The sequence below is a fragment of the Marinicella gelatinilytica genome, assembly GCF_026410405.1.
Classification (GTDB): domain Bacteria; phylum Pseudomonadota; class Gammaproteobacteria; order Xanthomonadales; family Marinicellaceae; genus Marinicella; species Marinicella gelatinilytica.
Map to the genome: position 1 here is coordinate 25,106 of NZ_JAPMLN010000014.1, position 13,673 is coordinate 38,778.

11 protein-coding genes and 1 pseudogene are annotated in these 13,673 nt (G+C 44.9%); 8 read left to right on the forward strand and 4 right to left on the reverse strand.

What is annotated here, in order from left to right; all coding sequences use genetic code 11:
• Positions 1-28 precede the first annotated feature (28 nt).
• The 3 genes from OS173_RS09655 (at position 29) to OS173_RS09665 (ending at position 2,624) form a co-directional block, all read left to right on the forward strand.
• On the forward strand, positions 29-631 hold the full coding sequence (locus OS173_RS09655; RefSeq protein ID WP_267184077.1) for an ExbD/TolR family protein: 603 nt from the start codon (positions 29-31) through the stop codon (positions 629-631).
• Positions 632-1,024: 393 nt separating this feature from the next.
• Positions 1,025-1,765, forward strand: coding sequence for a hypothetical protein (locus tag OS173_RS09660; RefSeq protein WP_267184078.1), 741 nt, complete (start codon positions 1,025-1,027; stop codon positions 1,763-1,765).
• Between the two features lie 88 nt (positions 1,766-1,853).
• Positions 1,854-2,624, forward strand: coding sequence for a DUF6090 family protein (locus OS173_RS09665; protein WP_267184079.1), 771 nt, complete (start codon positions 1,854-1,856; stop codon positions 2,622-2,624).
• On the opposite strand, the gene OS173_RS09670 is transcribed toward OS173_RS09665, so the two are convergent.
• The 3 genes from OS173_RS09670 to OS173_RS09680 are packed head-to-tail and all read right to left on the reverse strand — an operon-like array spanning position 2,621 to position 7,999.
• Positions 2,621-3,583: an ADP-ribosylglycohydrolase family protein gene (locus tag OS173_RS09670; RefSeq protein WP_267184080.1), complete on the reverse strand. Its 963-nt coding sequence runs from the start codon at positions 3,581-3,583 to the stop codon at positions 2,621-2,623. The two genes, OS173_RS09665 and OS173_RS09670, sit on opposite strands and share 4 nt — an antisense overlap.
• 51 nt (positions 3,584-3,634) lie before the next feature.
• Positions 3,635-6,775 carry an efflux RND transporter permease subunit gene (locus tag OS173_RS09675; protein WP_267184081.1) on the reverse strand — a complete coding sequence of 1,047 codons (3,141 nt, stop codon included), beginning with the start codon at positions 6,773-6,775 and terminating at the stop codon, positions 3,635-3,637.
• Between the two features lie 12 nt (positions 6,776-6,787).
• Complete coding sequence (locus OS173_RS09680) at positions 6,788-7,999, reverse strand: efflux RND transporter periplasmic adaptor subunit (RefSeq protein WP_267184082.1); 1,212 nt, start codon at positions 7,997-7,999, stop codon at positions 6,788-6,790.
• A gap of 348 nt (positions 8,000-8,347) precedes the next feature.
• Here OS173_RS09680 and OS173_RS09685 point away from each other — a divergent pair, with 348 nt between their 5' ends.
• The 3 genes from OS173_RS09685 (at position 8,348) to OS173_RS09695 (ending at position 10,666) form a co-directional block, all read left to right on the forward strand.
• On the forward strand, positions 8,348-9,478 hold the full coding sequence (locus tag OS173_RS09685; protein WP_267184083.1) for a cytochrome P450: 1,131 nt from the start codon (positions 8,348-8,350) through the stop codon (positions 9,476-9,478).
• A 163-nt stretch (positions 9,479-9,641) separates the two neighbouring features.
• Positions 9,642-10,232 carry an SAM-dependent methyltransferase gene (locus tag OS173_RS09690; protein WP_267184084.1) on the forward strand — a complete coding sequence of 197 codons (591 nt, stop codon included), beginning with the start codon at positions 9,642-9,644 and terminating at the stop codon, positions 10,230-10,232.
• Positions 10,229-10,666 (forward strand): VOC family protein, encoded by a 438-nt coding sequence (locus tag OS173_RS09695; protein WP_267184085.1) that lies wholly within the window; start codon positions 10,229-10,231, stop codon positions 10,664-10,666. Before OS173_RS09690 ends, OS173_RS09695 begins: the two co-directional genes overlap by 4 nt.
• Before the next feature lie 71 nt (positions 10,667-10,737).
• Here OS173_RS09695 and OS173_RS09700 read toward each other — a convergent pair whose 3' ends face one another.
• Positions 10,738-12,633 (reverse strand): S9 family peptidase, encoded by a 1,896-nt coding sequence (locus OS173_RS09700; RefSeq protein WP_267184086.1) that lies wholly within the window; start codon positions 12,631-12,633, stop codon positions 10,738-10,740.
• Between the two features lie 493 nt (positions 12,634-13,126).
• On the opposite strand from OS173_RS09700, the pseudogene OS173_RS13425 reads away from it, so the two are divergent.
• Together OS173_RS13425 and OS173_RS09705 are read left to right on the forward strand one after the other, a co-directional pair.
• Positions 13,127-13,333, forward strand: a pseudogene (locus OS173_RS13425) (BrnT family toxin); the annotation flags it as partial.
• Positions 13,323-13,550, forward strand: a complete 228-nt coding sequence (locus tag OS173_RS09705; RefSeq protein ID WP_267184087.1) for a BrnA antitoxin family protein — start codon at positions 13,323-13,325, stop codon at positions 13,548-13,550. The pseudogene OS173_RS13425 and the gene OS173_RS09705, both read left to right, overlap by 11 nt.
• The last annotated feature ends 123 nt before the right edge of the window (positions 13,551-13,673 follow it).

Consider the following 13,673-nt stretch of genomic DNA (forward strand, 5'->3'; position numbering starts at 1 on the left):
ATTATAAAAGTTTTTTATAGGGTTGATTATGATCAAAGCAATTCCCCTAATGCTTCTTATTTTGTTTCTATTGGGCTGCAGTGAACAATACGTCACGGCTGAAGGCATGATATCCACGCAAAAAGCCATGTTAAAAGCACTTTGTGAGGATGAGAAAAGTTGTCATCAGGACATTGACCATTTAGGAAAATCGTGCCAAAAAAATATCATTGATGGCGTTGTATTTGAAGAACTGAACGACATGCAGCAAATGCAGACAATCGGTGAATTCGGTGCCTGCATTGTTAGGCAAATGGATCAAGGTTTTCAAAAACGATTTGACGAGGCCATCCCGGTGACTGAAACCGGTGTTGAAACTACCCGCCCATCAAGCAGTACAAATAACAATGGGCTTTTGGTTCGGCTTATGAAGGATGGTATTCGGTTTACCGATAAATCAACACAGCGCAATACCGATGTTCCTATCAAAGATCTCAGAGATTATATTCAAAACGAGAAACTGGCTGAGAAGCATTGGTTGGTTTTATTAATTGTCGACAAAGATGCTGATACCGGTGATATGGTAGTAACCATGGATATTTTTAAAAGTGCCGGTATTGAAAAGATTCATGTTGCCGGTGGGAATCGTTAGGTTCTAAGTCACATTCAACAAACTTTCAATTATGGCTGAACGCAACTGCAAACTTACCTGCGAAGGCCGGTATCTCGTGTCTTTTGAAAAACAAAAGCTGGAAACAAAACCTGGGACAGGCATCAAATTCATAAATTGTATTCGTAGATAAGTTAATTGCCACGACCAAGCTCATTCCTAAAAGACGCTGGATACCGGCCTTCGCAGGTATGTTGGTTTAAGATAATTATTTCAGTAGAACAGCCTGGTTGAAGACCTCTTTTCATTGCGATAGTTGGTTTTGTGGATAGATTTAGATCTAAACTGAATTTGCATCCCATAAATAAAAACCACTTAAATTAGATAATATGTACAGGGTGTTTTCAATTACAATCAATGATTTGTCTCAGAATTATGGTTAAAAAAATTAATTCCCTGGCAATTCATAAATTAGCTGAACGAACTTTTATTGAAAACCTGAAGCCGTTTTTATATTTTGCTGGGCTTTTTATGGCGCTGTCTTTGTTGATAGAGCTAATATTTGGGCCGGGAGCCGATGGTTTATTGGCTAATACGATTGGTTATTTAATCTATGCGAAATTAGCCGTTTTGGTGCACCGAACGGTTTTATTAAATGAAAAGGGCATTATGTACGCCTTTAAATGGGGCTGGCCGGAAATTATTTATATGCTGGGCATTGTAGCGATATTAATCGTTGTTATGATTGGCGTTGGCTTAGTCACTTATCTGTTTTTGTTAATATCACCGACTAGTTTAGACAGTGGTGGACTGACTGCTCTATCGATTGTCTTTTATATAGGAATATTTATATTGGCGGCTTATTATGGTGCTCGGGTTGCTCTGGTCTTCCCAAGCATCGCCATCGGCCAATCTTTTACACTTCCTGAAATTTGGCACAAAACCAAACCCCATACCCTGACCGTATTTTGGCTGGTCATTCTCTTTCCCATCCTGGCCCAACTGGTACCGGCCGCGGTGTTCTTACTGCCGTTCCCTGAATGGTTGTTGGGCGTTTTAGTCCTGGCCATGTACGCCGTGATTGTTATTTATTGCGTCACCTTGTTGTCTCACTGTTACCAGGAAATTATGGGTGAGCCGGATGAAGAACAAGACTTGTCACAACAAACTGTATAGTCATAATGGTTAATGTGGAGGCATTTAAATGTCTGAAAGTAATAGATAATCGCGTATAATTATTGTGCTTTTATTATGAAAAAGACCCATGTTAACGCAATTAAGAAAGATTAGGCGGCAACTTTTGGGAGAACGGCGCTTCAGTAATTATCTTTTGTATGCCCTTGGCGAAATTGTGCTGGTGGTGGTCGGCATCTTAATTGCTGTCGCCATCAACAACCATTATCAAGCCAAAGCCACGCAAGCCAAAGCGCAGGTTTATTTAGCCGGATTAAAATCCGAGTTTCTTGATAATAAACAAAAGCTGGCCGTCCTGATTGACGTGAATAACAGCAATCTGGCCAGTGCCCGTGCCCTTACAGAATTAATCAATCAGCCTTTGGATCAAGTCGATGAGGTGCACTTTTCCCGGTTACTGATGCAAGCGCTTAATAACGATGTGGCCTATAACCCGAATAATTCATTACTCACGGAAATGATGAACTCAGGTAGTCTAAAGGATATTGAACCGGCCCGATTGCGGCATTTGTTAACCAATTGGCTGGCCAATTTAGAAGACATTGCCAAACAAGAACAAGACCTCAAGCTGCAAAGAGAATATTTAATCGACTTCTTCCGTGATTCTGACACCCGTTTTAAAACAGTTTTACAACAGGCCGGCGCACTGCCTACCGGTGCCGATGAAAGCATTCATTCGCCAGTAAAAAGTAACCTGCACCTGTTACAGTCACCGGCATTTGAAAACAATCTACTGATGTTTATTCTTACCAGCGAAGCCACTGAAGAAAATCATTACCAGCCGCTGATGGAAAACATTAATACCATTTTGGCCTTGATTGATGAATTTTTGGAAAGTTAGCACAGCTGTTGAGTCAACTCATCACAAACCTGCCAAAGTACTAAACCATCCTCCAATCTCAACAGCCACACAATCGGAATGCCTTTGTTTTCATCGATGCCGTAATAGGCGCCGAGTAGGGTGCCGATGACGATGGCGCGGCCGGCGTTGTCGCCACCTGCGAGGATGTTGGTTTCTACGGCTTGTTGGTAGGATTCGGTGTTATTGAGGATATGGAAACACAGGGGCATGGCCTGGGATAAGGGGCAGGCGCGGCCGGTGGTTTCGCCGTATTGGACGGCATCGGTTTGGGTGCTGTTTAGGGCATCTTTAAGTCCTTTTCGAACGCTTTCCGGAGCTTGTTCAGCGACTTGTTGCAGGGCTGTGTTCAATTCTGCGCCGCTTAAAATTAATGTCAATAAATCCGCATAAACCTGTCCATAATCAAGGGCATCTGAGTGGGTGTTGGTGATTTCGGTGGCTTGTTTTAAGATTGCTTGGAAGTCATCATGCGCATGATAAGCCAATATAACCGGCGACAATCTGGCCAGGGCGGGTAATTGATCATCTTCTATTCCCGATGGTTCGGTTTGTCCCGATGCCAGGTTCTTCAATGTGCCTGCGGTGGGTTTGTCGATATATCCCTGAAATGAGCCGCCGGCGCCAAAGCTGTCTTTAAAATGTTGTTGCACTGATGCCAAGTTGAATTCGCCCTGGTAGTCATTCATGCTGTTAATCATTAAACGTAAAGATTCGCCGTAATGCGTTAGCATGCCGCTGTGTTTATGGCCGTGGGCAAAGTAACCGACTTCGTCGCGGTAATTGTATTTATCGACCGGTAGAAAAGCCACCCGGTTGTTGTGCTGTTGAGTGACTTCTTTGATGCGATTAACATCGTATAGCCAATGCAGTCCCAGTGAAGCGGCATCGGCGACTAAGCCGCCGATTAGGGTATTTCGGTTTTGATTATGGTTATTCATGGTTTTTATTATAAACCATGTCAAGCTGACTTCCTTGTCAGCTATAAAAACTTAGGAGTGATCAGTGGCTTCTTTGGTTTTATGTTGGATAGGCTTGGTATCAGAACGATGACCAAACATTCGTTGTTTTAATTTTTCCTTACCTTCATGAACGTCGATACCGATGGCGTACAATGCCGGCACCATAAATAAGGTGACAAAGAAAGCCATAAAAACACCAAAGGCCAGAGACACCACCACCGGTTGCAGAAATGCCGCTTGGATGGAGCGTTCCAACATCATTGGCATCAGACCGACTATGGTGGTGACTGAAGTGAGTAAAATGGGCCGGAATCGCGCCACACCGGCTTCGATAATGGCTTCTTTGGCTTCCATGCCTTTGTCTTTGAGTTGATTGCAGTAATCCATCAACACCAAATTATCATTAATAACCACGCCGGCGGCCGCGGCAATACCGAAGTAACTGAAAATTGCCATGGTCATGCCTAAGGCGGCGTGGCCAATGACTGCTCCAATAAAAGCAAACGGCATGGCAATCATAATCAGTATAGGCTGGGTATAACTCTTGAATGCCACCGCCAACAGGGTATACATCGAGAAAAAGGCAATCAGATAAAGACCTAACAGTTCTTTGAAAAAGCGGGCTTCGCCTTCGGCCTGGCCGATTTCACCGCGAATAATGCCGGGATAGCGTTTTTCCCATGCTGGATAAAAATTGGCTTCCATATCATCAACAATATCCTGCCGAACGTTGTCTTTCATATCGGCACTGACCCGAGCAGCGCGGTTACCGTTCCAGCGTTGAATGCTATTAATACCGGGGGCAAATTCTAAATCAGCCACTGATAATAAGGGCACCGCATGGCCATCGGGTGTGCGCACGTGGAAATTATTTAAACTTTCTATGGAATAGCGCTCAGATTTCGGATAACGCACCTTGACCCGAACATCTTGACCGTTGCGCGGCAGTCGTTGTACTTCTTCGCCAAAGTAGGCTTGTCTCACTTGGCGGTTGACGGATCCTAAGGTCAGCCCCAATTTGGTGGCACCGGGTTTTAGCGTAATGCGAATTTCCTCAGAGGCGCCATCGAGATTGTTGCGTACATCATAGAGAGTCTCGTAGGTTCTTAATTGTTTCTCTAAATCAGCAGTGGCAGCCCGTAAGGTATTGAGATCCGGGTGCCGCACAGAGACCTCAAAGGCGGGATCGTTATCGCCGTCGGTATATTCGACTGACACTTCTTTGGCGTCGGGGATCTCTCCCATCAGTTCGCGTAAGCGGATGGACGCGTCTTTAGCGGTCATATCACGCACTTCAGGTGGTGACAATTTGACAATCGCCATGACGCTGTCGCGTCGAGAACGGGTGTACCAGTTTTCAATGAGCTCACCTTCACCTTCGGTGCGTTCACTGACCTCGTCTACCAGTGCTTGTTCTGCTTGTTGCAATTGCGCCAGAATTTCTAAAGCGCGGCTGTAAGGTGCGCCTTCGGGCAACACCACATTGACCCTAATTTCATCGGATTCGATGTCCGGCATAAAGCCTTTTTTCACCAAACCATTGCCAAACATGCCAAAGCCAATAACAAGTAAGCCGATAAAAATGCTGGCGGTTAGATACTGATGGGTTAAGGCCCAATTAATCATGCGGCGATAATGTTTATCAGCGAAGTTAATAATGCCATGGGCGATTTTTTTCTGTAAACGACCAAAGCGGTTGTGAACCACCCGCGGTTTCATTTTCGATAAATGTGCCGGTAATATAAACAAAGATTCAATGAGTGAGAATGTCAAAGCCAGAATCACCACCCAGGTAATGTGGCGGGTAAATTCACTGGTAGAACCGCCCAAAAATAACCAGGGTAAAAAGGCCATAATGGTGGTTAAGACACCGAAAATAACCGGTTTGGCCACCATTTGGGTGCCGGCAATGGCGGCATTAACGCCGCCGCCCATCTCCATGGATTTGCTGTGAATACCTTCGCCCACCACAATGGCGTCATCGACCACAATACCCAACACCAGTAAAAAGGCAAAAGTGGACAGCATATTTAAAGACACGCCCACAGTCGGTAAAAATACAAAGGCACCGGCATAAGCAGTGGCAATACCAATCGCCACCCACAGTGCCACTTTGGGTCGTAAGGTCATCATCAATACAAATAACACTAAAATCAAACCCATAAAAGCCGACGAGCCGATGGTGCTCATGCGACTTTTAAAGTCTTCGGCGCTGTCGGTCCAAAGTGTCAGTTTGGCATTGTCAGGTAAGGTTTCCTGGCGTTTGGCAATCCACTCATTGGCGGCTTCGGAGGCGGTGACAATATCCATGATCTCGGTGGTCATGACCTGAATCAGTACCGCAGGCTCGCCATTTAAAGTGGCTAAAATGGGCTCATCCTCAAAACCATCAATCACAGTGGCGACATCACCAACCCGCACCACGCCGCCGTCCTGGTCTTCGCGAATAATAATATTCTCAAAGTCAGTTTCGGTGTCGGCTTGATTACGAACTTTCAGTTGATAGCTACCGGTTTGGGTGCGAACCGTTCCGGCAGATTGGTTTAAAGAAGCACTGCGAATGGCATTGGCAACATCTGAAAATGTAAGGCCGTAACGTTTTAAGGCCAATTCACCGACTTCAATGGAGACTTCTTCATTGCGGGTGCCGAATAATTCCACCACGGTAATGGCCGGTAGTTGTGCCACTTCACGGCGCAGTTGTTCAGCCAGCCGTTTTAATTCGCGTTCTTCCATATCACCATGTAAGGCGATACGAATAAATTCATTGCGGTTAACCCATTGCTGCACAATCGGCGGTTCCATGTCTGAAGGGAAGGTGGAGATGGAGTCAATCCGGATTTTGACGTCATTAAGGAATTGGGTGAAATCCACTTGTTGTTCAGCCAGAATATAAACAGCACCGCTGCCTTCCCGGGAGCTGGAACGAACCCACTCAATGGCGTCCATGTCACTCACCGATTCTTCAATGCGTGCCACTAACTGCTCTTCCACTTCCTGTGGTGATGCACCGGGCCAGGCCACCCCAATATATAAACCGGGAAAGCGTACTTGTGGTTCCATTTCTCGCTCTAAAGAATTAAAACCAATGATACCGGCCAAGAAAATGCCAATCATCATCAGGTTTGCGGCGACGTGGTTATTGGCCCACCAGGCAATGAGACGGTTCATAATCGTTCCCCTTTAATTATTTAGAGCAGGTTGCGCTTGTTCGTTATCAACAGCAGCGGTGGCTTTTTCTTTGGATAATGGAATAACTTTCATGCCGTCATAAACATTATTGACAGTCGAGGTCACCACTTGCTCATCGCCATGAATGCCCTTTTTCAGCATCACTTCATCTGCGGTGGTGGCATAAACTTCGACCTGACGAATTCGTAGATTATTATCGCCATCAACCACATAGATGGAGTCATCCTGTCGCAGGGCATCACGCGGCAGTACCCAAGCTTCGGTTTCTTCGCTACCGGTTATGTGTGCTATGACGAACATGCCGACCGCAAAAGGTGCACCATTATCAGCGGCTTCGCCATAAGGATCTTGTACTTCGGCAATGGCGTAAGTTAAGCGGGTGTTTTGATCAACCGCAGCATTGGTCCGGACAATACGGCCTTGCCATTGATGTGTGGTTCGACCTATTTCGGTGGTAAAAGTAACTTTTGGTGCAGATTCTGCATCGGCTTCAAACCCCAGTGGTATTTTAAGGGTGGCCAATTGTAAATCTGTCAGCGGTAAACGCACTTGTGCGGTATCAACCGAAAAAACCCGACCCAGTAAGGTGCCGGCAGCAACGTACTGACCTAAGCCGATATCACGGGAAACCACACGGCCTTTGAATGGCACTTTTATTTCGGTGCGTTGCACATTTAATTGGGCTTCTTGTAAGTCAGCTTTAGCGGCGCGTAATTTGGCCTCTGCTTCAAGGACTTGTGGTTTGTTGAGGGCAAAGGGTGAAGGTTTAGAATCACCTTTTTTCTGGTCCCAGGTGTCTTTTTTCATTTTTTCATTGGCCAATTCACGCTCTAAGGCGACCTGGGCTTCGGCGACCCGGGCTTCAGCACGAATAACCGCGACTTTATAGTCGGTGTCATCAATTTTAACCAATACGGTATCGGCATCAATGGCCGCACCTTCATCGAAATCTTCACTGATGCTAATCACATGACCACTGACCCGAGAAGTTAATGGAATTTCATTTTTTGGCCGCACTTCACCCTGGGTTTCGACATCGATGGTGCGTTTAATTTGTTGTGCCTGTGTGACGTATAAAGAAACTGTACGTTCAGTACTTTCCTTTTTCTCAGGCTCCGGTTTGCCAGCGACCATCAGTTTTAAGCCGACATAGCTAACAACCAGTACCCCGATGGGCAACATAATTTTGGTTAATTTATTCATGGTGTTTCCCTAGTTCTGTGTGCTTGTGGTTTTTTTAAATTTTGTAACAACAATGAGCCGAGATTGTATTTAAACAAATTAAGTGCGTTATTACATGGGCCAGAAGTCAGTATTTATATGCGTAATCAATGATTTATAGGACACAAGTAATGGTTATTCTTAATGAAAATATGGTGTTTTACGCTGTGTCTTTAGATAACCGCAAAATGCGCGCAGATTTGCGGGTCGGGTATTGTGGTTTGATGCAAATCAAATATCAAGGTAAAAGTCATGTCATAACGTTGTCTGCGCTTGCACCTAAGACTTGAATCGGGACAATGAAGGTTTTGTATATGACAGGCGACTCTTATGTCTCACCATGAAGATTGGAATCCGCGTTCAGATGAGAGTTTAAATCAGGCCATTACGACCTTTGATCGTATGCGGGCGGAATGTCCGGTGGCTTACAGCGACTATTTGAAATGGTCTGTTTTTCGGCATGCCGATGTGACCACCATTGTTAATGACCACAAAACCTTCAGCAATCAGGTCTCACGACACATCTCAGTGCCCAATGGCATGGATCCGCCGACGCACACAGTGTATCGTGATTTGATTAATCCATATTTCAGTGATCAAGCGGTGCATGAATTTGAACCAACTTGTCAGGAGATTGCCGGACGCTACGCACATTTAATCAATCAGGCTCAGGAACTTGATTTTATGGCAGAATTTGCCTGGCCGGTGGCGGTGGCCATGCAGTGTGCTTTTTTGGGTTGGTCAGATCAACACATCGAACCCTTAACGGTATGGGTCAAAAGAAACCAAAAAGCCACCCTGGCACAAGACCGGGCTGAACTGGCAGATTGTGCTGCAGAGTTTGAGGTCATTGTTTCGGGTGTTATTGAGCGTCATCAGAATAAAGACGATGTTACCGCACGCCTGTTACAAGAACGTGTTCATGACGAGCCGCTAACCCGCAGCCAGCTCATCAGCATTTTACGCAATTGGGCGGTGGGTGAAATTGGTACCATGGCGGCGGCCATGGGGATTTTGCTACAATTTTTAACCGAAAGCCCAAATATCCAGCAGCAACTGCGAGCGGATGGCGCAAAAATTCCCGAGGCCATCGAAGAAATCTTGCGTTTGCAGGGACCCTTGGTCACCAACCGCCGTAAAACCACGTGCCCGGTTAAATTGGGCGGTCGTGATATTCCGGTAGATTCTATATTAAGTTTAAATTGGGTGTCAGCCAACCGTGATGACAGTGTTTTTGAAGATGCCGAACAGTTTCGTTGGGGTCGAGATCACAGTCAAAATTTATTGTATGGTGCCGGTATTCACTATTGCCCCGGTGCCGGTTTGGCGCGCATGGAGCTCAAAGCAGTTATCACGGCTTTACTTGATGTCAGCAGCGACATTGAAAGCGCCGGTGAAACCACAGCCGCGCATTATCCTGGCAGTGGTTATGCCACGCTGCCGATTCACATGCTAAAATAAAGTAAGCGTTAGAGACCTTTGCATTCAATTTTTCGCTTATCCGCGTCGCTCTCGGGCTTGACCCGTGAGTCCGGTATGCGTAGCATTTAAGGTGAGTGTCACCACATCGTTGACTGAGCTGTCTTGGGTGGTGAATGATTGAGGATATGTTAGGAGTCAAGTCATGAGTTGGGACGATCGTTACAATGATGAGGGTTATTTCTATGGGGTGGCACCCAATGATTTTTTGGCGGCAGAATACCAGGCCATTCCGTTGGGTCGGGTACTGTGCCTGGCTGAAGGTGAAGGCCGCAATGCGGTGTTCTTAGCGGAACAGGGCTATCAAGTCACGGCTGTGGATGCCTCAAAAGTGGGTTTGGAAAAAGCCAAAAAACTGGCCCGGGACCGTGGTGTAGAGATTACCACCGTGCAAGCTGATTTGGCTGAATATCAGATTGAAGCCTCATCTTGGCATGGCATTGTTTCCATCTTTTGCCATTTACCACCAAAATTACGACAACGGGTTCACCGGGCGGTTGCGGACGGATTGGTGTTAGGTGGCGCGCTGGTGTTAGAGGCTTACACACCGGCTCAGTTAAATAACAATACCGGCGGACCACCGAGTGCTGAATTGATGATGGATGCAGCCATGCTCAAAGCTGATTTTAAGGCGTTGGATATTGTCCATCTGGCTGAATTAAAGCGCGATGTTATCGAAGGCCGCGGTCACACCGGTGCTGCCGATGTGGTGCAATTATTAGCGACAAAACCATGAACACAATAACACCTTTTCATTTAGCCATACCATGCCGTGATGTCGCGGAAGCCACCGCTTTTTATCGTGATGTCCTGGGTTGTTCTTTGGGACGTTCCAGTGATGACTGGATTGATTTAAACCTGTTCGGACATCAACTGGTGTGTCATTTAGACCCGAGTTTAGGTCACACTGGCCAAGTCACGCTGGTGCACAGTGATGTCGATGCCCATGCGGTGCCGATTCCACATTTTGGCGTGGTGTTAAGGATGACGGATTGGAATCAATTAGCCGCACGCTTAAAGGATTATGGCATACAGTTTATGATTGAACCTTATGTGCGCTTTAAAGGCCGGGCCGGTGAGCAGGCCACCATGTTTTTTAAAGACCCCTCAGGCAATGCCCTGGAATTTAAAGCTTTTAAAGACCTGAGCCGTTTGTTTGCCACCGATTAATTGGTATTTGACTTTCAGACAAAAAAACGCCGCAGAATTTAGCGGCGTTTTTATTAGGCTTACTTTAATTTTTAAAGGGTTTCTTCTAACCATTTAAAGAATTCCTTTTGCCAGATTAAGCCATTTTGTGGACTGGCAATCCAATGGTTTTCATCTGGGAAAAACACCAAGCGGCTTTTGATGCCTTGTAATTGTGCGGCTTGGAAAGCGGCTAAGCCTTGGCCGATCGGTACGCGGTAATCGGTGTTACCGTGCATCACCAGAATTGGCGTGTCCCAGTTGCTGACGAAGTTGACTGGATTAAACTCTTTCAGGGCTTTTTGGGCATCTTCATTGTCCTTGTCCCAATACGGTCCGCCCATGTCGTAATCAACAAAAAACAGCTCTTCAGTGGTGCCGTACATACTGCGCAGATCAAACACGCCGGCATGGGCAATAAAGGTTTTAAAGCGTTTGGCATGGTGGCCGGCGAGATAAAACACCGAATAACCGCCGAAGCTGGCACCAATGGCACCTAAACGGTCTTTATCCACATAGGATTCCTTGGCCACATCATCAATGGCATCAAGATAGTCCTGCATCGCGCCACCACCCCAATCTTTACTGATGGCTTTATTCCATGCCACACCATGACCGGGCATGCCGCGGCGATTCGGCGCCACAATGATATAGCCTTGTGAGGCCATCACCTGGAAGTTCCAGCGGTAGGAATAGAATTGCGATAAGGCGGATTGTGGTCCGCCTTGGGCGTACAGCAAGGTTGGGTATTTTTTGTTTTCATCAAAATTAGGCGGATAAATAACCCAAGTCAGCATGTCGTGGCCGTCTTGGGTTTTCACCATGCGTTTTTTCACCGTGGGTAAATCCAACGCATCATAGAGATCATCATTGACGTGACTAAGTTGTTTGAATGATTTTTTCTTTAAATCAAAACGATAAATTTCCGGCGCATGGTTCATATCGGTGCGGGTGACAATCAAGGCACCATCGACTTCTCCAACAATACCGGTGACATCGAATTGACCTTCGCTGAGTTGTTGTAAATCCGGCATGCGTTTGGTTTTACCCGGATCATCAACGCTGAATAATTGCACGGTACCTTTGACCGGTGCCGTAAAATAAATTTTTTCACCGTTTTCGGCCCATTTGAAGCTGCGCACTGTACCGTCCCAATGGGCGGTGAGGTTATTGCTAAAGCCTTTATGCTGCACGATAATGTCATTCTTATCGGCCTCATATCCGGGGGTTTTCATTTGTAACCAGGCCAGTGTGCCTTTTGAAGAAAACGCCGGACTGGTGTCATAACCGGGATTGTCCGATGTGATGTTCTCGGTTTTTTTCGATTTTAAATTGTATTTATAAATATCTGTATTGGTGCTGGTGGCATATTCAGTACCTGCCAGTTTTTTACTGACATAGTAAATGTTCTCACCCTTCGGTCCCCAAACATAATCCTCATCACCTCCGAACGGCATTTGCGGTGTGTAATAAGGCTCATCCGGCATAATATCGGTTTCTTCTTCGGTGGCTAAATCACGGTAAAACACATGATTAAATTTACCGTCGTTATAACTTGACCAATGGCGATAATCCAGAGAATCATAGACATTCACTTCAGCTTTATCCATGCCTTCATAACGGTCTTTGCCCGCCACTTCATTCACCAAAACTTCTTTGTGAAAGAGTTTCTTGGTGCCATCCGGTGATAAGTTCTTATCGTTTAACAGACCTTCATAGGCCTCGCTTAACAGCGCCGGCCCGCCATCCAAAGATAATGTATAAACTTTTGAATCAAAATCATTGTCCGCAACATTCGGGATCGTGACTTTAAAAAACACCTGCGATTTATCCTGCGATAAACCCAACGCTGAGACACGCTCAACCTGCCATAACTTCTCAGGGGTTAAGACATCCGCCGAAGCCGATAAACCCGAAAAGACCAGTACAAATGCTAAAAAATATTTCATAACAAACAGACCATTAGAAAAGGCTTAAAGGGTACCTAAAAACGGGTTAAAAAGAAAGGTATCAATGATAATTTTCGGCTCACCAAATGTATTGTTTACACTCAATGGATAAGGGTGTGCGAGCACAAAAAACTTGACATTTATATAAATGTAAATACAATGTACATATGATAAAGTTTGAATGGAGTGCCTCAAAAGCTGTAACGAATCAACAAAAGCATGGCATTTCTTTCGAAGAAGCTTGACCCGAATATTTCATGTAAACGGTACAAAATAGCCTTATTAAGATGACATATCAGAGGCTTAAAGAAATTCTAAATAATTCCTGTTTGTACCTGAATGGTTTTATGAAAAAAATGGCTGCAAATCTTGCATAAAATCGCTTACAACATATGAATAACTATGCTTGAAGCAATATTTATACAATCTATTTTACCATTTTATCCCTAAATTCCATTCTTACATGAAGTATTCGGGTTAGACTGTATTTTATGAAGTTAACGCCATTCAATTCTATGATGAAAGTCATTCACAGTTAGATGAAGATAGGTTTCTTTTGTTGGGCTTTAGCAATAAATCCAGAATGCTTATAGTCTGTCACTGTGAAAAAAATGATGGCGGGGTAATTCGAATAATATCCGCACGTAAAGCGACCAAAAAAGAGGCACAATTTTATAAAGGTGATTGTCATGAAAAATGAATATGATTTAAGAAAAATGAAAAGCCGTATAAACCCATACGCATCAAAACTTAAAAAACCCGTTACCATGCGGATTAGTGAAGATGTCATTGCGTACTTTAAAGACATGGCTGAAGAAAAGGGCATACCGTATCAAAGTTTAATTAACCTATATCTCAGAGACTGTATTGCACAGCAACGTCAGATTAATGTTGAATGGTCATCAAAGAACAGTTAAGTACTCACTTAATGGTATAAATGTAAAAAGGCTAAAATTATTTTAATCCTTATTTCAAATTTTCCTATTTTGTGAAATAACGACCAGCCTTATTTCATATTTTGGCTGTTTTTTGAAATAGTG